This is a genomic window from Streptomyces dangxiongensis (assembly GCF_003675325.1).
Taxonomy (GTDB): domain Bacteria; phylum Actinomycetota; class Actinomycetes; order Streptomycetales; family Streptomycetaceae; genus Streptomyces; species Streptomyces dangxiongensis.
On record NZ_CP033073.1, the window covers coordinates 4,171,399 to 4,190,878 of the forward strand.

General features: G+C 67.3%; 17 protein-coding genes, 1 tRNA gene and 2 pseudogenes. 11 read left to right on the forward strand and 9 right to left on the reverse strand.

Going from position 1 to position 19,480, the window contains the following annotated elements; genetic code table 11:
• Nucleotides 1-113: 113 nt before the first annotated feature.
• Nucleotides 114-1,745: an amino acid permease gene (locus tag D9753_RS18660; RefSeq protein ID WP_240468214.1), complete on the forward strand. Its 1,632-nt coding sequence runs from the start codon at nucleotides 114-116 to the stop codon at nucleotides 1,743-1,745.
• 99 nt (nucleotides 1,746-1,844) lie between these two features.
• Nucleotides 1,845-1,917 (forward strand) — tRNA-Lys (locus D9753_RS18665).
• A gap of 334 nt (nucleotides 1,918-2,251) precedes the next feature.
• Here D9753_RS18665 and D9753_RS18670 read toward each other — a convergent pair.
• From D9753_RS18670 to D9753_RS18680, 3 genes are all read right to left on the reverse strand, one after another.
• Nucleotides 2,252-3,514 carry a pPIWI-associating nuclease domain-containing protein gene (locus D9753_RS18670; protein WP_121788030.1) on the reverse strand — a complete coding sequence of 421 codons (1,263 nt, stop codon included), beginning with the start codon at nucleotides 3,512-3,514 and terminating at the stop codon, nucleotides 2,252-2,254.
• A 208-nt stretch (nucleotides 3,515-3,722) separates the two neighbouring features.
• Nucleotides 3,723-5,240, reverse strand: coding sequence for a site-specific integrase (locus D9753_RS18675; RefSeq protein ID WP_121788031.1), 1,518 nt, complete (start codon nucleotides 5,238-5,240; stop codon nucleotides 3,723-3,725).
• A complete protein-coding gene (locus tag D9753_RS18680) occupies nucleotides 5,237-5,923 on the reverse strand; it encodes a helix-turn-helix domain-containing protein (RefSeq protein WP_121788032.1) in 687 nt (228 codons plus the stop codon). The genes D9753_RS18675 and D9753_RS18680 overlap by 4 nt, the downstream gene beginning before the upstream one ends.
• A gap of 95 nt (nucleotides 5,924-6,018) precedes the next feature.
• Here D9753_RS18680 and D9753_RS18685 point away from each other — a divergent pair, with 95 nt between their 5' ends.
• The gene (locus D9753_RS18685; protein ID WP_030746997.1) at nucleotides 6,019-6,249 is read left to right on the forward strand and encodes a hypothetical protein; all 231 of its coding nucleotides are present in this window, start codon (nucleotides 6,019-6,021) and stop codon (nucleotides 6,247-6,249) included.
• 226 nt (nucleotides 6,250-6,475) lie between these two features.
• Complete coding sequence (locus tag D9753_RS18690) at nucleotides 6,476-7,762, forward strand: DUF3631 domain-containing protein (RefSeq protein WP_121788033.1); 1,287 nt, start codon at nucleotides 6,476-6,478, stop codon at nucleotides 7,760-7,762.
• Nucleotides 7,763-8,109: 347 nt separating this feature from the next.
• On the opposite strand, the pseudogene D9753_RS18695 reads toward D9753_RS18690, so the two are convergent.
• Both D9753_RS18695 and D9753_RS18700 read right to left on the reverse strand, forming a co-directional pair.
• Nucleotides 8,110-8,649, reverse strand: a pseudogene (locus D9753_RS18695) (aminoglycoside phosphotransferase family protein); the annotation flags it as partial.
• A gap of 79 nt (nucleotides 8,650-8,728) precedes the next feature.
• Nucleotides 8,729-9,478: a hypothetical protein gene (locus D9753_RS18700; protein ID WP_121788034.1), complete on the reverse strand. Its 750-nt coding sequence runs from the start codon at nucleotides 9,476-9,478 to the stop codon at nucleotides 8,729-8,731.
• A 225-nt stretch (nucleotides 9,479-9,703) separates the two neighbouring features.
• On the opposite strand from D9753_RS18700, the gene D9753_RS18705 reads away from it, so the two are divergent.
• From D9753_RS18705 to D9753_RS18720, 5 genes are all read left to right on the forward strand, one after another.
• The gene (locus D9753_RS18705) at nucleotides 9,704-11,059 is read left to right on the forward strand and encodes a tetratricopeptide repeat protein (protein WP_121788035.1); all 1,356 of its coding nucleotides are present in this window, start codon (nucleotides 9,704-9,706) and stop codon (nucleotides 11,057-11,059) included.
• A gap of 36 nt (nucleotides 11,060-11,095) precedes the next feature.
• Nucleotides 11,096-11,596: an NUDIX domain-containing protein gene (locus D9753_RS18710; protein ID WP_121788036.1), complete on the forward strand. Its 501-nt coding sequence runs from the start codon at nucleotides 11,096-11,098 to the stop codon at nucleotides 11,594-11,596.
• Between the two features lie 257 nt (nucleotides 11,597-11,853).
• On the forward strand, nucleotides 11,854-13,173 hold the full coding sequence (locus D9753_RS18715) for a hypothetical protein (RefSeq protein ID WP_240468215.1): 1,320 nt from the start codon (nucleotides 11,854-11,856) through the stop codon (nucleotides 13,171-13,173).
• A 117-nt stretch (nucleotides 13,174-13,290) separates the two neighbouring features.
• Nucleotides 13,291-13,500 carry a hypothetical protein gene (locus tag D9753_RS38020; protein WP_240468216.1) on the forward strand — a complete coding sequence of 70 codons (210 nt, stop codon included), beginning with the start codon at nucleotides 13,291-13,293 and terminating at the stop codon, nucleotides 13,498-13,500.
• Nucleotides 13,501-13,525: 25 nt separating this feature from the next.
• A complete protein-coding gene (locus D9753_RS18720; protein ID WP_121788037.1) occupies nucleotides 13,526-13,921 on the forward strand; it encodes a hypothetical protein in 396 nt (131 codons plus the stop codon).
• A 371-nt stretch (nucleotides 13,922-14,292) separates the two neighbouring features.
• Here the strand turns inward: D9753_RS18720 and D9753_RS18730 are convergent, their stop codons facing one another.
• Nucleotides 14,293-15,474, reverse strand: coding sequence for a hypothetical protein (locus D9753_RS18730; RefSeq protein WP_240468217.1), 1,182 nt, complete (start codon nucleotides 15,472-15,474; stop codon nucleotides 14,293-14,295).
• Between the two features lie 465 nt (nucleotides 15,475-15,939).
• Nucleotides 15,940-16,710, reverse strand: a complete 771-nt coding sequence (locus D9753_RS18735) for a transposase (RefSeq protein ID WP_121788039.1) — start codon at nucleotides 16,708-16,710, stop codon at nucleotides 15,940-15,942.
• A 166-nt stretch (nucleotides 16,711-16,876) separates the two neighbouring features.
• On the opposite strand from D9753_RS18735, the gene D9753_RS18740 reads away from it, so the two are divergent.
• Nucleotides 16,877-17,329 (forward strand): winged helix-turn-helix domain-containing protein, encoded by a 453-nt coding sequence (locus D9753_RS18740; RefSeq protein ID WP_163010731.1) that lies wholly within the window; start codon nucleotides 16,877-16,879, stop codon nucleotides 17,327-17,329.
• The gene (locus D9753_RS18745) at nucleotides 17,326-17,916 is read left to right on the forward strand and encodes an IS630 family transposase (protein ID WP_240468218.1); all 591 of its coding nucleotides are present in this window, start codon (nucleotides 17,326-17,328) and stop codon (nucleotides 17,914-17,916) included. The genes D9753_RS18740 and D9753_RS18745 overlap by 4 nt, the downstream gene beginning before the upstream one ends.
• 703 nt (nucleotides 17,917-18,619) lie before the next feature.
• Here D9753_RS18745 and D9753_RS18750 read toward each other — a convergent pair.
• A pseudogene (locus tag D9753_RS18750) lies at nucleotides 18,620-18,847 on the reverse strand (GTP cyclohydrolase); the annotation flags it as partial.
• 52 nt (nucleotides 18,848-18,899) lie between these two features.
• Nucleotides 18,900-19,418, reverse strand: a complete 519-nt coding sequence (locus D9753_RS18755; protein ID WP_121788042.1) for a MarR family winged helix-turn-helix transcriptional regulator — start codon at nucleotides 19,416-19,418, stop codon at nucleotides 18,900-18,902.
• Nucleotides 19,419-19,480 lie beyond the last annotated feature (62 nt).

A 19,480-nucleotide genomic window follows, 5' to 3' on the forward strand; every position in this document is an offset into this window, starting at 1 on the left:
GGGTGCCGGTGGCGCGACGCGCCGACGCCTCCCGGGGCGGCGAGACCGGGCCACCCAGCCGCCGACCGCGCCATGACGCATGTCACGCCCTCGCGCAGGGAATTGCTGGGGGCATGACAGAAGACGCGAGGGCGGGCGACAACGCGAGCGAACCGCGGAAGGCGTCCGGCCGCCCCGGCCCGTCCCGAGCGCCCGGCCTGTCCGAAGCGCCGGACCCGCCCGGCGTACCCGACCCGCCCGGCATACCCGACCCGTCCGGCCTGTCCGACGAGGAACGGCTGGCCGAGCTGGGGTACACCCAGGTCCTCGCCCGCCGGATGTCGGCGTTCTCGAACTACGCCGTCTCCTTCACGATCATCTCGGTCCTCTCCGGCTGCCTGACCCTCTACCTCTTCGGCATGACCACCGGCGGCCCCGCCGTGATCACGTGGGGCTGGGTCCTGGTCGGCCTGATGACGCTGTCCGTGGGACTGGCGATGGCGGAGATCTGCTCGGCGTACCCGACCTCGGCGGGCCTGTACTTCTGGGCCCACCGCCTGGCGCCCCCGCGCTCGGCGGCGGCCTGGGCGTGGTTCACCGGCTGGTTCAACGTGCTGGGCCAGGTGGCGGTCACCGCGGGCGTCGACTTCGGCGCGGCCTCCTTCCTCGGCGCCTACCTGAACCTCCAGTTCGGCTTCCGGGTGACCCCGGGCCGCACGGTGGCGCTGTTCGCCGCGATCCTCGTCCTGCACGGCCTGCTGAACACCTTCGGCGTCCGGATCGTCGCGTTCCTGAACAGCGTGAGCGTGTGGTGGCACGTACTGGGGGTGGCGCTGATCGTCACCGCGCTGGCCTTCGTACCCGACCACCACCGGTCGACGGCGTTCGTCTTCACGGAGTTCGTCAACCGGACGGGGTGGAGCAGCGGCCCGTACGTGGTCCTGCTGGGCCTCCTGATGGCCCAGTACACCTTCACCGGCTACGACGCCTCGGCCCACATGACCGAGGAGACCCACGACGCGGCCACGGCCGGCCCCCGGGGCATCGTCCGCTCGATCTGGACCTCCTGGATCGCCGGCTTCGTCCTCCTCCTCGGCTTCACCTTCGCCATCCAGTCGTACGACGACGAGCTGGCCTCCCCCACGGGCGCCCCGCCCGCCCAGATCCTCCTGGACGCCCTCGGCGCCACGGCCGGCAAACTCCTGCTGCTGGTCGTCATCGGTGCCCAGCTCTTCTGCGGCATGGCGTCCGTCACCGCCAACAGCCGCATGATCTACGCCTTTTCGCGGGACGGCGCGCTGCCTCTCTCCCGCGTGTGGCACACGGTCAGCCCGCGCACCCGCACCCCCGTGGCCGCGGTCTGGCTGGCCGCGCTCGGCGCCCTGGCCCTAGGCCTGCCCTACCTCATCAACACGACCGCGTACGCGGCGGTGACGTCGATCGCGGTCATCGGCCTGTACATCGCGTACGTCATCCCGACCTTCCTCCGCGTCCGCAAGGGCAGCGCCTTCACCCCCGGCCCCTGGCACCTGGGCGGCTGGTCACGCCCCGTCGGGATCGTCTCGGTGAGCTGGGTGGTGGCGATCACGGTCCTCTTCATGCTCCCGCAGGTCTCCCCGGTCACCTGGAAGACCTTCAACTACGCCCCGGTCGCCGTCCTGGCCGTCCTCGGCTTCGCCGCCACCTGGTGGCTGGCCTCGGCCCGCCACTGGTTCCTCACCCCTGCTTCCGCCCCCGCGCCCACGCCCATCCCGGCAGAAAAGTAACGATCCCCCGCACTCCCGCCCCTCCGACATGGCCGTGTCCCCGATACCCGATCGGAGACACGGCCTCCTCCCGCTATGCTCGGACAGGCAACATCGCCTGGGCCCTTAGCTCAATTGGCAGAGCAGTGGACTTTTAATCCATTGGTTGTGGGTTCGAGTCCCACAGGGCCTACGGACGCGGGGGAGGGGAAACCCCTTCTGACCTGCGGCGCAGCGCTTGGGTCGGCTTCGGTCGGGTCAGGCGCTGTGGCGTTTTCGGGGTTCTGCGTGAGCGATGCGTGAGCGGATGTTCGAGCAGAGCAGCGAGGCTAGCGTCGGCTGGTTGGTCTTTCGGTCAGGGTGCGATGCGCTGATCACTCGCAGCCGTCAGGGAACCAGGGCTGCGGCGCCTCTCTGCGCCCGTACAGCCCTTGAGGCGCTGGGGGCCCAGACAACGAGTGGGATCGTTCGCGGATATGCGTGGGAGGCTTGGCAGCGGCTCGGTGCGAAGCCTCCCGACCCAAGATCTAGTCCCTCTCGATGACGAACAGCACCGTCAGGATGTGCTCAGCTGTTCCCAGCAGACAACGAGCCATGGACAAGTCGCCGGCCGAAGCGTGCTTGATGGCCTGGGCGCGCGCAGTTGCCTGCGTTTGCAGGGAGATGATGTTGTCCACAAGGGTGCACGCCATCTTCGCTTCGTCCTTGTGCCCGCGCATGATGTAGCGGATCCGCACGGCGCGGGTGAGCCGGCCGTTGGACGACCGCCATTCCTTCTCAGGACGCCCCGACGTAGGCAGCCACTTCTCAACCTCGCTATCCGGGGCTGCCGCACGGATAGCCCTGTCGATGGATTCCACAGCGCACTGGGCGGCCATCTCGGCGGCGGCCGGAGGGGCCTGGCGGACTACATGCCATCCGCCCTCGAGCATCTCCACGACCTTCGTGTCGATGGACGTCAACGCTCTGCGGAGGTCTTCCAGTACGTCGAGACGCCCGGCCTGCTGAGGGGAGAGCAGATCGTCGACGCGGTCGGCGACTTCCACCTCTAGGTCAGCGTCGCCCAGGACAGTCTCGGAGCTGAGTGCGTCCGCTCCGAGCAGCCCGTTCACTCCCAGACCAGCGTGCAGGGAGGAGTCGAGCTCGAAGCGTGTTGGACTGTCCCCGAGGCTGCCCAAGTAGTCCCGGTACAACGACAGAGGACGGCTGCTGATCTCCGACAGCAAGCCGCGGCCGGAGTCCATCCGCGCCAGCCAGTCCGTCATATACACCTGGCGGTGGACCGTGAGACTGAGGCTCTTGCGGAACTCTTCCGTAGCCCACACCGGGGGCATCGGTACCTTGAAGACGGGGCCCTTGATGATCTCGCCTATGACGCTCTCGATCTGAAGAGACGTCCGCCAAGCAGACAAGGTGCCTGGTCCGACTGCCAACTCGCTGAGCGCGGCCGTCGCCTTCAGGTACTTGAGATGTTCCCTCCCTGCCACTTGGTCCATCGAGCGCAGTCCTGCGGCAAAGCCCGTGAGAGCGCTCGGGAACATACTCTTCTGGACGTCGGCCAGGAACTTCTTGGTACCCAGTAGGTCTTGGTCCTGCAGCAATTTCGCAGCCTGGAACGCCGGCCCTGCTTGCAGCTGGCGGAAGAGATCGCCGTAGATCCTGCTGGTGTCGATGATCTTTGCGACCGCGGCCACTGCTGGGTCAGAACTCGTCGATGTCGGCTCGACTTCGTTGCCGATGCCGGGTACCTCGTCGTCTTCGCCATCGTCTGCAGCGGCCTGAATGACCATCAGATTTCCCTCCCTTGATCACACACTGCGATCTACGGAGGATACGCCCCTCATCCGGACTGTTCAGAGCATTACGCTCAGCCAGGTAGGGCGCAAACGGCTCTACGTCAGGTACGCAAGGAGCCAGCCCACGCACCTTGCTCGCCTCGGCGTCACAAGACCGTAAGACCCGGTTGGGGCGGGATCCGGAAACCGGCACTGAACATGCTTACTTAGCGCCATTTCGAGGGCGGCGGGGGACCAACGAAGCCGCCTTCTCCGCGATCTCACGGTCGAGCTCAGGGAGCAGGCTCGTGTACGTGTCCGAGGTCAAGGTGATGGTGGAGTGCCTCAGCGTCTCCTTCACCGTGTGGATGTCGCCGCCACCTCCGTGCGTGAGCGTCGCGGTGACGTGGCGTAGGTCCCGCAGGGTGATGGGCGGCAGGTTGGTCGTGGCGAGGATGCGGCGGAAGGTCTCGGAGACCGTCCCGGGGTGGAGCCACGAACCGTCTTCCTTCGTGAAGACCTTGCCGGTGTCCTGCCAGGCTTCGCCCCACTTCGCGCGCTCCTTCTCCTGGCGGGCTTTGTGGTCGCGCAGTTCGGAGATGGTCGTGCTGTCGAGCGCGATCGTGTTGGCGCTGCCGTCCGTCTTGGGCTCGGATTCGTAGGGGTCCCAGCCGTCCACCACGATCTCCTTGGCGGGCGTGATGAGGCCGGCGTCGAGGTCGATCTCGTGCCAGTCCTGGCCGACCGCCTCGCCGCGACGGAGGCCGCGAGTACCCATGAGGTGGAAGATCGCGTACAGGCGGTCGCCCTCGGCTGCGTCGAGGAAGGCGCCGAACTGCTGCGGGGTCCACACCATCACGGGGCCGGGTATCTCGCCCGTCTCGCGCCAGCGCCGGACTCGTTCATCGGTCCAAAGAAGGGGCTTCGGGCGCTTGCCGGACTCCAACTCGACGTGGGACGCCGGGTTGAAGGTGACGAGCTGCTGGGCGATCGCGGAGTTCAGGGCCGCGCGTAGGGTGCGGCGGATCGCCTGACGGGATGCCGGGCCGGTGATCTTCCGGAACGGCTTCATCTCCGCCAGCTTGGCGCGCTCGACCGCGAGCAGCTTCCGCTCGGCTCCAACGGGGCGGCCGGGCTTACTCGGCTTGCAGCGGGCGATCTGCTCGCGGCGGGCCCCGTTCTCGGCCGCGATGACCTCGTTGTCGTCGGCTATCCCGTCGAACATCTCAACGAGGTGGCCGACGTTGAGGCGGTCGAGGCGTACGTGGCCGATGCGCGGCTTCAGGTGGACGCGGATGTGGGAGGCGTAGCCGTTGAGTGTGGTCTTACGGCGCTTCTTCGCGGCGAACCACTGGTCGAGCCACTCGCCGACGGTGAGGCTGCCACGGAGGGCCAGGCCCGCCCGCAGACGGCGTCGGGTCTCCTCGAGGGCCGGCAGCGGGGCTTTCTCGGTTCCGACCGCCTCCAGCATGTCCACGAGGCGCTGGAGGCTGTCGGGGTCGTCCTTGTCCGCCAGGGCGAGCAGCGAACGGACGTGATCGAGGTCCGCCTGGGCGTCCTTCAGCGACTCGTAGCCGGCGCGGCTGAAGGAGCGGCGGGTGCCGTCCTCGTGGGGCGGGAGCTCCTGGCGTATGGAGTACGAACCGTGCTTGCGACTAGAGAGCTTGGGGCAGGACTTGCCGAGCGGCTTGCCGGTCTCAGCGTCACGGCAGTAGCAGCGGCGGTGGGTGGAACCCTTCAAAAACCGTTTTCCTCGTTGGTGTTGGCGTCACTTCGGGGCGGGTCGATATCGGCGAGTTCGGGCGGCAGCGAGGGGGGAGTGCCACCGTCGGCGCGAATTAAGGCACGCGCGCTGCGCAGCCGGTACTTGGCGTCCAGGGCTCTTTCGGCGTAGGCGGCCTGGGCGAGTGTGGCCTCCTCGCGTTCGGCCTGGTTGGGTGCGGTCTCGGCTTTCCAGCGCTCGTGCTTCTCGCCCTTCAAGGCGGCCAGGGCGGCGCGCTGGTGGCTGGCGTGGGCGCGGAAGGCGCGGAGCATGTCGTCCTCCATACCGAAGCCCTCGCTGTCGCCGGTGAACCAGTGCAAGGCGTCCCATGTCGCCTCGTCGTCCCGGAGTGGTAGCCGCTGAACCCTCTCGACATAGCCGACTGGATAGAGCAGGCAGATCGGGTAGGTCTGCAGGGCCTCGGCCAGCACCATGACCTCGACCAGGGGCAGCGTTGAGCGGCGGCCGGACTCCATGTTGGCGATCACATTGCGCGGGATCGGATAGCCGATCTCCTCGCATTTGTCTGCCAAGTCCTGGGCGCTCATGCGCAGTTCCTTTCTCCGCCTGCGGACCTCGGCGGCCACGGTGGCCGTCACCTGATCCGCCCACTCCGGGACGTCGTCCTCGTCCCTACCAGCATCGAAATCGTTTTGTGTCATGAAGACACATTAGCTCGCCGATGATGGTTATTCGTGGCCTGGAGCCGGACGTGACGCCGCGTTCGCCGAGGGCTCACTCAAGGATGGAGCGTCGTATGCGCAATGACGAGACCGACCGGGAGTCGAAGGGCATGACGCGGGAGGAGCTGCTGACCCTGCCCGTAGCCGTTGACCTGGACACCGGCAATCGGGCGCTGGGGCTGGGGCGGAGTAAGGGCTACGCGCTGGCCAAGCGCGGCGAGTACCCGTGCAAGGTCCTGCGGCTGGGCAACGCGTACCGGGTCGTGACGGCCGACCTGCTGGATCTGCTCGGCCTGGCAGCGTGAAGGGGTGGCAACGTAGCAGACGCTTCTGCGCTGAGCTGACACAGAAACGCTGGACTGTGACCGGGCGTGGACGTACTGTCCGTGGTCCCTCGCCCCGGCCGCGGAAGCGAGAGAGCCTCCGGCGCGCCAACGCCGGAGGCTCAGCACACTCCACTGCCCGCATTCCAACAAACGACCTGCGTGACCCGGGTCTGCATGCCCGAAGTCACCGGATAGGAGCTGCCCTGTGCAACCTACGACACCCGAGCCGGATTCCGCACCGGCCGAAGTCGTATGGCCGACGGCCGCGGTGCCTGGTCGCCCCGGTTACCCCCCGCCCGAAGCCGCTCCGGCGACCGACGACAGGGCACCTGATCCTGTACCGGCCGATGAGCCGGCTGAGGAAGCAGTGCCAGACCCAGATTCAACGTACGGCTCCGCGCTGCTGGATGAGCTACGTGCTCGGATAGCCAAGTTCGTGATCCTGCCCTCCGAGCAGGCGCTGGACGCCGTCACGCTCTGGGTGGCGGCCACCCACCTGCAGCCCGCCTGGCAGCACGCCCCACGTCTGGCGGTCGTCGGGCCGGCGAAGCGGTGCGGCAAGTCACGGCTCCTGGACATACTCACCGAGACGGTCCACGAGCCGATGCTCACCATCAACACCACGCCCGCGGCGGTCTTCCGCTCCATCACCGACGAACCCCCCACTCTGCTGGTGGACGAGGCGGACACCATCTTCGGCACCCCGAAGATGGCGGAGAAGAACGAGGAGATGCGCGGCCTGCTCAACGCCGGCCACCAGCGCAACCGCTACGTAACCCGCGTCGTCGGCAACGACCACACACCCCACAAGTTCGCCACCTTCGCCATGGCCGCCCTGGCCGGGATCGGTGACCTGCCCGACACGATCATGGATCGGTCCGTGGTCATCCGTATGCGCCGCCGAGCCGAGGGCGAGAGCGTCAAGCCCTTCCGCTCCCGCCGCGACACCCCCGCCCTCCACGACCTGCGCGACCGCATCGCCGCATGGGCCAGGCCCCTGCTCGATGAGGCCGCCGACCTGGAACCGGCGATGCCGGTCGAGGACCGCGCCGCCGACACCTGGGAGCCCCTGGTGATCGTCGCCGATCTCGCTGTCGGGTCCTGGCCCCGTCGCTCTCGCGAGGCATGTGCGCGGATGGTGGCTGCGGAGGTTGAGGTGGAGGAGGAACAGCCCGGCGGAGCACGGATCCTCGCCGACATCCGCAGTGTCTTCGTCGCCCAACGGGAGGTAGACAGCCTCTCCACGGACGAACTGCTGCACCACCTTCGGCAGAACGCCGAAAGCCCCTGGGCGGAATGGGGACGCAGCGGGCTGACCGCCCGGGACCTTGCAAGGATGCTGAACCAGTTCGGCATCAAACCCGGCAACGTCCGCCTCGCCGACGGAACCCAGCGCAAGGGCTACATGCGGAACAAGTTCATCGACGCATGGCGGCGCTACTGCCCCACCGTCCACCCGGTGGACACCGAACCCGCTGCCGCAGTGGGCTGAGCCCCCGCACCCCCCCAGTGGCCGTCCCTGCCGTCCCTGCCGTGATTCCCCAGGTCAAACGGCATATGGGCAAGACGGCAACCAGGGACAAGACGGCAGCGCGATCACGAAGACCGCGCTGCCTCCGCCAGCGAACCGCCCGGATCCGTCTCGTGCCGTCCTGGGCGTCCCCGCCGTATCACTGCGCAGGTCAAGGCCCCGTCGGTCGGGACGGAGTGACGCAAGAGCCCCGTCCCGGCCGACACAAAGGACACGCGCTGGGACGGCAAGCCGAAGCCACTGCCGTACCCGCGCTGACCTGTGCTTGCAACGGCCAAGACGGCTAAGACGGATTACACCGCCACCCCCACCCAGCCGAAGGGGCCGATCGTGGCACCGGCCGAGCGTGCCTCAGCAGCTTGAGCGATGCGGTCGAGCGCGTCCTCGATTTCGGGGGTGTCCTGCCACCGATCGGCCTTCCGGAGTAGGCCGAGGTGATCCAGGGCTCGTGTCGGGAGGCTACGCAGCCGTTCCTGATCGAGGACCGGCAGCGCGGCTGCCATGCGGGTGCTGTGCAGGACCACGGCTGCTGCTGCGCCGTCGAGGTCGTCCGCCTCACGGATGGCGGGGCCGAGGTCTTCCAGCAGCATCCCGAGCCAGCCGTCCCGGACCGCGGAGGCGTGAACGGCAGGCACGGGAACGCCGAGCGAGTCGGCCAGGCGGAGCGCGTGGTCCTCGTTCTCGAAGGGCCTCTTGGCGTACTTGAAAATGGCCGTGGTGCCGTCGGTGAAGGCCAGGCGCTCGACGCCGGACATGGACCAGACACGCACCTCTTCACGTGATGGCGAGGTCCGGCCGGCGATGGTCAGCAGGTTGTCCAGGAGTGCGGCGTTGAGGGTCGCGTCCATGAGGGAAGCTCCGGTGCGGTTGGAGGCGTCCGGGGCAGGCGAGAAGTGCCGGCCCGCCCCGGAGCCTGGCGTGCGGTGGTTACGCGGCAGGGCTCACGCGCTGGGCGTAGACCCGCTCGATCCAGCCGGCCTTGAAGGCCGCGAGGTCGTCGCGGAAGGCGCTCATCGAGGCACCGTAGGGCGCGACGACACCCCCGGTCTGGTCCGGTACGGACTGGCAGCCGTGCACGAGCCGGCCGCCGAGGGCGGCGTGGGCCTTGATGGACTCGATGCGGCGGTGCTCGTTGAACCAGCCGCCGTGGTAGACCTCGTCGAGCGTCCCGCCCATCTCGTCGTCCAGGTCGAAGACGACGGAGGTGGCGGCGGGGAAGAACCAGCACGGGCCGACGTTGGAGATGTGCCCGTCCAGCTCCACCTTGTTGAGGGCCATCAGCGTCGCGGCCTCACGCAGCATCCGCAGGTGGTCGGCGGTGATCTGCGGCAGTCCGAGGCTGGCCAGGTGTTCGTCGCGGAAGAGGTAGGCGTACACCTCGTAGGCGGTGGCGAGCACACGTGTGGCGTCCGAGGTCGACCCGGCGTGGGCCTTGATGAAGTCCAACGCGAGCTGCTCGACCGCGCTCTCGGTGGTTTCCTGCACGTCCAGGAGCTGGGCCTTGACCAGCTCCCAGTCGGCGACGAGCCAGGTGTTGGACTCGAAGCGGAAGAAGTACTCGGCGGGGTCGATAGTGATGCGCCGGCCGTCGACCTGGACGCCGGGCAGTCGGCTCCAGCGCTCGTCGAACGCCTCGGGCAACTCGACCGTGATGGCCGTGGTGTCGATGGTGGTCACCGTGTCTCCGTCTCTGATCGGCCGAGTTCGGGCACGGTGATGCCCGAACCCGGAGCGGTTGTATGGAACTTCGGGGAGCCGCCCGACCGAAGGGGGGAACCTGGCCACTGTGTCGGACCGTGCCGGGCGGCTGATGTTTAGTGAACCCTCCGTCACGCACGGTGGGTACGGTGGGAGCCAGTTGAAGCGGTATACGCGGTTTACAGCTCCGGAGCGGAGGCGATCGTGGCAGCCCAGAGAAGACTCAACGCCCGCCTGCGTGAGGTCATCGAAGCGATCGGCTGCACCTACGACGCACTGGCGAGGGATATCCGGCGTATCGCAGCGGAGAACGGCGAGATCCTTCAGACCAACAAGTCAGCCGTCTCACACTGGGTGAACGGCACGCGCCAGCCGACCGGTCGCACTGACCAGTACCTCGCCGAGGCGCTCTCTCGCAGGGCAGGCCGCACCATCACCTTGGCCGAGATCGGCCTTCGCACACCCGAAAACACCGTGTCCGAGGAACCCGACCCTGTTCTGGCGGTGACCGACCTGGGCCGTGCCGACGTTGAACGCCAACGCTTCCTCGCCGTCGCTGCCTTCACCACCGCCGGTGTTTCCATGCCCCTCCTGTACGACCAAGAAGCCACCGCCCGCATGCTCAGAGCTCGCACCGGTGGCTCCCTGGTCGGGATCGAGGACGTGGATGTCGTACGGCAGATCACCGCAGCGTTCAGCAGCGCCGACGAGCGCCTCGGTGGCGGCCACGGCCTGACCACGGTCGCCGCCTACCTCGCAGACACGGCCGCCCCCATGCTCCGCGGGCGCTTCCCGAACGAAGCCCTACGGCAGGCTGCCTTCGGATCCGTCGCTGAACTCGCCTACCTCGCTGGGTGGAAGCACCACGATCTCGGCCAGGAAGGCGCTGCCCAGCGCTACTACCAGGTCGGCTATCAGCTCGCCTGCGAAGCCGACCCGCGAGGTCACGCCGCCTGGATGATGCGCGCCCTCGCCCATCAGGCGCTGAGTCTCAAGCAGCCCCACCACTGCGTCGACCTCGTCGAAGGAGCCCTCACCCGCTGCCTCGGTCACGTCGACGGCCAGACCGAAGCCCTCCTTCACATCACCCACGCCCGCGCCTACGCCGCGGTAGGAGAGAAGCCGGCAGCGGCCCGCGCGCTGCTCGCCGCCGAAGACGCTCTTCTGCGCGACGACGCGCCCCAGCCCAGTTACTCCCGCGTCAGCGGCCCTGCCGCCGGCACTGTCGCCAGCCACACCGCCCGCACGCTGACCGACCTTGCCGACCACGTGGGCACCGAGCAACAGCACCGCGATGCCCTGATGCGCTGGGACCCCGAGAAGTACAAGCGCGTCCACGCCCTCACCTACGCCGACCTCGGTGACAGCCTCGCGGCCCAGGCCCGCGCTGACGAGGCTGTCGCCGCCTGGTCTCAGGCCCTGACCCTCATGGAGGGCATGACGTCCGACCGCACCCGTAAAGCGATCACGTCGCTCCGCTCCACCCTCGCCATCTACCAGCGCCGCAAAGTGCCCGGAGCTGCCGAACTCAACCGCCGCGCACGCGAAGCACTGGCCTAAGCTGCCCACCAACCGGCCGACGAAGGGACACCAACCGTGGCTCAGCCGACAACCGACGACCAGCGCAAGGCCCTCAAGCCTGCTCTCGAATCCATGACTCTTCTGGTCGCCGCCGTCATCGTCCACGACAAGGCCACCAACCGCGTTGTCCTCCTCCAGCGCAGCGAGAACGCCAAGTTCGCCCAGGGCATGTGGGATCTCCCTGTCGGCAAGAGCGAACCTGGCGAGCCCATCACCGAGACGGCGGTGCGTGAGCTGTACGAGGAGACCGGGTTGACCGTGAAGCCGGAGACCCTGAAGGTTGCCCACATCATCCACGGCGCCTGGGGTGTGGAAGCTCCCAACGGCTTCCTCACAGTGGTATTCGCCGCCGATGAATGGACTGGTGAACCCGAAAACCGTGAACCGCGTAAGCACGCGCAGGTCTGCTGGGTCGATGCTGAAGCCATCCCCGAGGCGTTTGTCGATACCACGGCAAGCGCCCTCCGCCGGTACCTCACGGGCGGTTCGCAGGTGTCCCTTGACGGTTGGCGGTAGCCTCCCGAGACCGTTAAAACTGCCGTCGAGCCGGGGACTTTCGCGGAGCGCCTTCTCGCGCCCCGCGACGTGATCCGTGACTTCGAAGGTTGGACTGCCGCGGGGGTCAGCTTTCGGTCATTACCTGATCGCAGCACCTGGATGTGCGCCTTGTACTAGTTTGTGGTGTGGCGGCGTGCCTTCTGTCCGAAGATGATGCCCCTTTGTGTCTGCCACGAATTGCTGTCGTGGTTGAAGCAAGAGACACGGGGGGCAGCTTGTCGTACACGGAGCACCAGTCGGTGTTCTCAGGCCCCGCGGTGCCCGTGGGGGTCGCGGGTGATGCCCGGGAGGTGATCGGGCAGGGGGTCTACACCGAGAGCATCACACGCCAGCTGAGTGCTGCCGCGTTCGTCCGCCCTGACTGGCTGGCCACGTTTCGCGCAGTGCTGGCGCAACTGTGGGATCACCTGAAGGCCGCGGTGAAGAAGCGCCTGCGATGGCTGTTCCCTCCGAAGGAGGCCGAAAAGGCTGTTGGTGCGGAGCCTGCGCCCCCAGCGGTTGTGCTCGGTGAGGACTACGCCGTCTGGATCCGCCGTCGAATCAAGAATCCGGCACGGCCGGTACCGGTCTACGGCTTCCATCAGGAGCCGGTGGTGCACGCGTGTGATCGTGCGATTCAGCAAATGCGCAGACGCCGAGTGGCCATCGTGTCCTTGATCGCGGTCGTTGTCTGGCAGGCCATAGCTGGCCTTCTCACGGTGGGCTGGGCAGCCCTAGTCCTGCTGACGGGAATATGGGGCGTCTACCTGGTGGAGCGTTACCTGGCACAGCTGCGGCTCAATGCTCTACTGGCCGGAGAACTGCGTGCGCCCCCGACGGCGGTACAGGCCCATGCCCTGCCGTACTTCTACGAACGTCGCCCCAACGGTGACCGGCACCGGTTTATCGGAGCAGGACTTCAGGCATGGCAGGAAGCCGTCATTGGCATCGACGTCGAGCCCGCACCCGAGAGCCAGGACGACGAGGACGACAGCACGGGCTTGCTTCCCGGCATCAGCTCACCGACACAAAACCCAGGTCGTCCCGACATGGCCGAGGTGGCACAGGCAGTCCTTGACGCACTGGCAAGACACAACAAGCCGGTTGCGCGCAAGCCGATGAAGCACTTCACCGCCGCTCAGCTGCACGCCTATATCGCACGCCGCTTGGAAGACCCGGCTCCCTCCCACCACCGTGATCATCCGAAACTGCGCGTGGAGGTTGTCGGGATCGCAGGCATTCACTACAAGCGCTGGGACCAGATCGACGAGGACACCTGGCGCAGCCTGCACACCCTCGCCGTGGACACCGCTGGAACCAAGCCTGTCGAGGAGATAGCTCGCCGTTACGTCTGGGCGCGCATCACCGCCTGGAACGGCGACTTGATCGCCGCCATACTCGTCCGCTTCGCTTACCAGGGTGGCTTCCTGCGCGTCACCGTCCGTCCGCACATCATGGGCCCCCTCAACCCGAAGGTCGCCGGTCTCGGGCCCGCCGATCCACGCACGCCGAAGTGGCTAGGCCGCGCCGCATTCAACGCACTCGTCGACGCCTAGGTCGGTCTGGAGCGGCTCATACGTCGCAAGGCTCGTCCGCGCCCCGAACTCGACCCCGGCAGCGGGCCGGTCAGCCTCCGCGAGGTCTACAGCGTCCGACGGCTGGAGGACATGCACATGTACGACGACGCCCGTTACTACGTGCAGATGATGCAACGCCGGGTCTTCGACTCCACCGAGGTCTTTCTGCGAGACCACAACGTCGACATCGCCGCCTACCGCCAGCAGTCCACTGCGATCTACAACTTCGGCGTCATGAACGGCGGCACGATGAGCGGCCCGGTCCAGGCCGCACCGTTCTCGGCCAACCCCTCCACGACCAACTGACCCACAGGCCCGACAGGAGCCCCGCATGCCCATCCGCCGGCAGCCCGATCCCATCCCGAACGGCCCTAACTTCGGCATTGTCAACAACGGCCACATGAGCGGCCCCGCCCAAGCAGCGCCGTTCTCCCAGAACGCAACCCAGACCAACAACATCACTAACGAAGCCGTCGAGAGGGCCCGCGAAAGCATCGACGACCTGAGGCGACGCCTGGAAGAGCTGCGTGGACGGTACCCCGAGGTGGACGCTGCCCTGCGCGACCTCGGCATGATCGCCCCACGGCTGGACGAACCCGAACGCGATCCGGGCACTCTGCGGTACATGCTCCAGAATCTCGTCGAGCGATGCGGGGGTATACCCGGTGTCCTCGCTGCAGCCCAGCTCGTTCAGTCCACGGTCATGGCGCTCCTGCCGGGCTCTTGAGCCCCTCCACCACCCAGAAGGCATTCACCGACGCGAGCTGCCCCGTTTCGGCAACGCCAGGAAGAAACGCGGTGCCCAGATCGGTTCCAGCGCGGTGGCAGAGGTCCTCGCGGTCGGCGCAGCCGGAGTACCCGACATCGGCTTCGTCCGCGACAACGAGACCGCCGCTGCCTACATCGGCCCCCTCCTCCAACCCGGCGATGTCGTCCGTGAAGGCGCCCCGCGGCGGCCAGCCGCGGCAGATTGCCCAGGCCCGCACGGGACAGCCGGTTACTGGGCTGTGAGAACGCCCGTGCTCGATATGGCGGGGGCCTGCTCTGGTTCCCGGGCAGTCTCCACAGGTGGTGTACCCGCCCGTTCGCGTCGTGCCCTCAGCTCCCGGTGCTTGGCTGACGCCGGGGAAAGGCGTCCCCGCTCGGCCAGTGCTCGGGCAGAGCAAGAGACGTGTGGATGGGGCGAGCCGCTGGCTTGCGTTCGACGTGATTGTCAACCAATTGTGCCGTTTCCCAGGTGGGGAGAACGGGGGCCGGGAGCGAGCCACGGGTGGGGCTTTGCCAGAGAACGGGGACCTTCTTCGTCCAGGTCCAAGGTGCCGGGTTGTCGACAGTCAGTACGCCGCTGACCCGACTATGGGCCTGTTCCTGTGCAGCAGTCCAGTAGCCGTCGGGATTGCGGCCGAAGGTCGATCCGGTGCGGTGGGCGTATTCGACCGAAGTCCCGTACAGTGCGCTCTCGATATCCTCATCTTCCGGAAAGACGGCCGAATTGCCAACCGCCACGATGAATGGCAGCGCCAAGTCGCCGTACCTCCCACCCTTCTTTCTCACGGCTTTGAGCAGTCGTTTGGAGTCGTCAGCGACCCATACCGAGGGATGGAAGCCGATTGTCCTGCTCGCCGGATCGCCCCGCCTGCCGGGGCTGCGGGGGATCGCCTCGAAACTGAGGCGCCAGTCTGCCTCCTGCCAGGTGTGCCTGGGCAGCGGTACCTTCTGCTCATACTCGGCAGTGACCAGGTCGGGATCCAAGTTCGCCAGCCATCCTGTCAGTTCACTCTTCAGTCGCTTTTGCGGCGGTGTGGTCGAACCGATGCTGTCAACCTTGTATGACACGTAGAAGTTTGGGCTCGGAATGCGGTCGATGGCGTCCGCCACCTGAGGCGGGAGCGAGCTGCTCCCGGTGGCGTCCAGATGCTGGTTCGCCCAGATCGCCTCGACAATGAATTGCTCGTCGTCACGAGTCACCAAGAAGTCCGGGTTCTTCCCGCCTGTGCCTATTTGCTGCTCGATCTCTACCGTGCAACCGGAGCCGAGCAGCATCTCGTGCAGGTACAGCTCCCAAAACGCGGAGAAGACGTTCGCGTTGGAATTGCGGTCCCGTAGGCGACTGCGCAGGCTGGGCTGAGCATCGGGGGGAAAGTGCGACCACCACTCGTTGATCACATCCCGAACTTGGTCCCAGAACGGACCGGCGATCCGTTCGAAGAACTCGGCATCCGACTCCGATGCCCGCTTCGGTGCCGCATCTGTCCGATGTCGGCTTGTGTACACGCCCATGGCGAGCGATAGTAGATTGCTCCGCGTGGCGCTCTCACCTGATTTCTGCAGCGTCCCAGTGACCCTTGGGTTGACCACCAGGCCGACCGCAGAGATCCAGCCCAGCGGCGACAGCGGTCGCGGCTGCCCAGCGCCCCGGTCTGGCGCCGACCGCCCGGCGCCAAGTCGGAGCGAGTGCAGAGGTCAGCCCAGGTGTTCCTCCTGCTCGTTCCGCAAGGCGTCCCGCACGGAGCGCCAGGCACGGATTGCGTCACCGAAGTCCTCCAACAGCCCTCGTAGCTGGCGAATCAGAACCCGCGCAACACCAACTGCAGTAGCGACTTCGAATTCCATCGCGAGCCCCCTCATCGGCTGCTCCCCACCTCGGGCACCAGCCTCTCCGCCTCGCACCGCGGAGTCTGTACCCCGCTAAGGGCTGTCCCGTAAATGATCTTTGACGTGCCTGGTGACCTGCTTGTTTTCTCGTCACCCGGCGAGGGTGAGGTTGTACAGGCGGGCGATGCCGAGCATGGCGTGATGGACGCCGTCGCCTTTGAGGCGGCAGTCGCGGAGGATCTTCCAGGTCTTCATGCGGGCGAAGGCGTGCTCGACGCGGGCGCGGACCTTGCGGTGTGAGGCGTTGTGTTCCTCTTTCCATTCGGGGAGGTCGGCCTGGCCGGGCTGGCGGCGGTGCGGGATGACCAGGCCGGTGCCGCGGTAGCCGCCATCGGCGATGACGGTGGTGTGGCCGACGGCATCCTTGGTGCCGGACAGCTCCCACGCCTTGCAGTCGTTACGGTTGCCGGGCAGTGGTCGGCCGACAGCGACGACGAGCCGGGTGTCGGCGTCGATGACGACCTGGTGGTTGGTGGAGTACCGGTAGTTCTTCGACTGCTCGGCCACCTGGTGGTCGCGGGTGGGGACCAGGGTGCCGTCCACGATGAGCATGGTGTCCTTGCGGAACCGCTTGCGCTGCTGCAGCGCGAGCGCCGGGCCGAGGTGGTCGATGATGCGGTCCGCGGCCGACTTCGACACCCCGAACAGCGGCGCCAGTTGGCGCAGGGTGAGGTTCGTGCGCCAGTACGCGGCGACCAGCAGGACCCGGTCCTCCAGCGGCAGGCTCCACGGCCGGCCCTTGCGGACCGGATCCGCACCCTCCCGCCGCAGCGCGGTGACCAGCTTGCCGAACTGCCGCGGGCTCAGCCCGGTGAACGGGGCTATCCAGGAAGGCTCCGACGCCGTGATCACACCAGACACGGCAAGATCATCTCACCTGTGACCAGCAGTTACGGGACAGCCCTTACTGAGTTTTTCGTAAGTTCGGTGGGTGTAGTGGCCGTGTGGGTGGGAGGCTGTCGGGGTGGCATATCAACCTTCCCCTTCGGTTGCCGGCTCCTGCCTTCCTCCCTTGTCACGGCCTCAGTTGGCGGAGGCGCGTCGTGTTCGGGCAGTCGAGCTGTTCGAGGGCGGCGTCTCGAATGCGGAGATCGCGGGGGCGGTGGGGGTGTGTGCCGAGAGTGTGCGGCGTTGGCGGCGGGTGTGGGAGCAAGACGGTGCTTCGGGCCTGCGGAGACGGGCAGCCACGGGACGCCCACCCAAGCTGGACGACACCCAGGTCGAAATCGTCCGGGCCGCGTTGGAGCAAGGTGCCCAGGCTCATGGTTTCGAGGCCGACCTGTGGACCCTGGAACGAGTCGGCGCGGTCGTTACCCGGGCAACGGGGGTGGTGTTGTCGAGGGCGTCGGTGTGGCGGCTGCTGACCGGCCGGCTCGGATGGAGCCTGCAACGGCCCGAGCGGCGGGCGGTCGAGCGGAACGAGTCCGAGATCGCCCGCTGGATCGCACACGAATGGCCGCGCATCAAAAAGGGGCCGTGAACACACGTGCCTGGATCGTCTTCCTCGACGAATCAGGCGTCTCCCTGCTCCCTCAGATCCGCCGCACCTACTCGCCCCGAGGGCGGACTCCGCTCCTGCGGCACCGCCTGAACTGGAAGCGTGCGTCGATGGCCGGAGCCTTGGGCTACCACTCCACCGACCCCGATCGCGGGGCACGCCTGTGCTTCCACCTCAAGCCCGGCAGCTACGACACCGCCACCCTGATCGAGGTCCTGGAGCAGGTGAAGGTGTTCTACCGCGGCGAGCGAGTGGTCCTGGTCTGGGACGGCCTGTCCGCCCACTGGAGCCGGGCGATGCGGGCCTGGGTCGCCGAACAGGACTGGCTCACCCTGGAACGATTACCCGCCTACGCTCCCGAGCTGAACCCGGTGGAACTGCTGTGGTCCTCGCTCAAGAAGCGTGAACTCGCCAACCTCGCTGGCGACCACCTCGCCGATGTCGCCGACGCCACCGAGCAAGGCATCCACCGCATCAACGCCAACCCCCGACTGCCATGGTCATTCCTCGCCCATACCGGCCTGACCATCCGCCCACCACACCCACCGAACTTACGAAAAAATCAGTAGGTACATTTCGCGATCACCCTCGGCTTCACCCACGCGATCAGACGGACACGCGGCTGACCCCAACGAGCCGAGCCTCTTTGAGGCACCGCGTACAGGAGTCGCCGCCGTGAACGCGCGGGTCAGCATCAGAGTTGAGGCATTTGCTGATCTTGAAGGTTCGCACCACGGGAACGAGGCCGAGCCGACGCCCCCAGGGTGCCCGGCGAGCGGGCCGGCGTCTGTAGGGTCGAGCCTATATTTTGTGATCTTGGATGGATCTGCATGCGTGACCCATCCGGGGATGTTCTGCGCAGGTCATTCGAGGTGTCCTGCGTGAGCGATGCGTGAGCGGACGGTCCGGCAGGAGCTGTCACACACCGAACCCCGACGCACGCTGAACTCTCCCTGACCAGGCGGTTCCGGACGCCGAGGCAGCGTCCGCAACCACTCGTCATGCTTTGGTCAAGACTTTTAATCCATTGGTTGTGGGTTCGAGTCCCACAGGGCCTACGGCTGCGGGGGAGGGGTTACCCCCTCTGGCCTGCCACGCAGCGCCCGGGTCGACTTCGGTCGGCCCGGGCGCTGCGGCGTTTTCGGGTCCTGCGGGAGCCGGACCCGATGAGTGCGGTGCCCTTGTCCGCGTATCGGGCGCGGACTGCTGACCGGCGCCGATCGCACGGACCCGCCCGCCGGACTGCTCGCTCGCTCCACATCACCCGCCCCGTCAGACCGTCAGTTCCGGCAGCTCCGTCAGTGGCAGGGTGTGCTGGGTGTGGAGGACCTTCGCGCGCAGGTAGCGGACGTTGTGGTCCGTGGGGAAGACGCCGGTCGGCACCCGGTCCCGCACGGCGACGCCCAGGGCGCGCAACTGTCCCGCGTTGTCGGGGTTGTTGGACAGCAGGTCCAGCTCGCTGACGCCGAGGGCGGTGAGCATCTGCGCGGCGGCCCTCGCGCGGCCGGGCGCCGCAGTCGCAGCGGGCCGAGCCGAAGGCGTCGCCGGTCACCTAGTCGGCGCAAGGCGACGACCGTCGGCGCCACGGCACGTCCTCCGCCGCGGTGGCGCCGCCGTCCTCCCCCTGGAGGCCGCGTGCGATCCCCGCGCAGATCTCCTCCAGTTGCCCCACCTGCTCCGGGGTCAGCCGGTCGAACAGGGTGGTGCGCACCGTCTCGACGTGGCCGGGCGCCGTACGCTCCAGTACGGCCGTCCCTTCGTCCGTGAGCACCGCGAGCGAGCTGCGCCGGTCCCGGCCGGAGCTCTCCCGGCGCACCAGGCCGTCCCGCTCCAGCCGGGTCACCACGTACGTCAGCCGGCTTCGCGTGATCTTCAGCGTCTCGGCGAGATCGGTCATGCGCAGTCGCCGGCCGGGGGCCTCGGAGAGGTTGGCCAGCACGGAGTAGAACAGGTGCGGCATGCTCCCCTCCTGCTGGAGCTGGCGGTCGATCGCGTCCTCCAGCAGCCGGGACGCGGCGAGGTAGGCGCGCCAGGCGCGCTGCTCCGGCGGAGTGAGCCAGCGGGTCGTCATGCCGCCAGTGTAGATTTGTTCCAAATTTGAACCAAGACTTCGGCCGGTCCACCGGGCCGCCG

Excerpts from the sequence above, each read along its gene's own strand:
- D9753_RS18660 (WP_240468214.1), top strand. The coding sequence starts at position 114 with ATGACAGAAGACGCGAGGGCGGGCGACAACGCGAGCGAACCGCGGAAG.
- D9753_RS18670 (WP_121788030.1), bottom strand. The coding sequence starts at position 3,514 with ATGGTCATTCAGGCCGCTGCAGACGATGGCGAAGACGACGAGGTACCC.
- D9753_RS18680 (WP_121788032.1), bottom strand. The coding sequence starts at position 5,923 with ATGACACAAAACGATTTCGATGCTGGTAGGGACGAGGACGACGTCCCG.
- D9753_RS18685 (WP_030746997.1), top strand. The coding sequence starts at position 6,019 with ATGCGCAATGACGAGACCGACCGGGAGTCGAAGGGCATGACGCGGGAG.
- D9753_RS38020 (WP_240468216.1), top strand. The coding sequence starts at position 13,291 with ATGTACGACGACGCCCGTTACTACGTGCAGATGATGCAACGCCGGGTC.
- D9753_RS18720 (WP_121788037.1), top strand. The coding sequence starts at position 13,526 with ATGCCCATCCGCCGGCAGCCCGATCCCATCCCGAACGGCCCTAACTTC.
- D9753_RS18730 (WP_240468217.1), bottom strand. The coding sequence starts at position 15,474 with ATGGGCGTGTACACAAGCCGACATCGGACAGATGCGGCACCGAAGCGG.
- D9753_RS18755 (WP_121788042.1), bottom strand. The coding sequence starts at position 19,418 with ATGACGACCCGCTGGCTCACTCCGCCGGAGCAGCGCGCCTGGCGCGCC.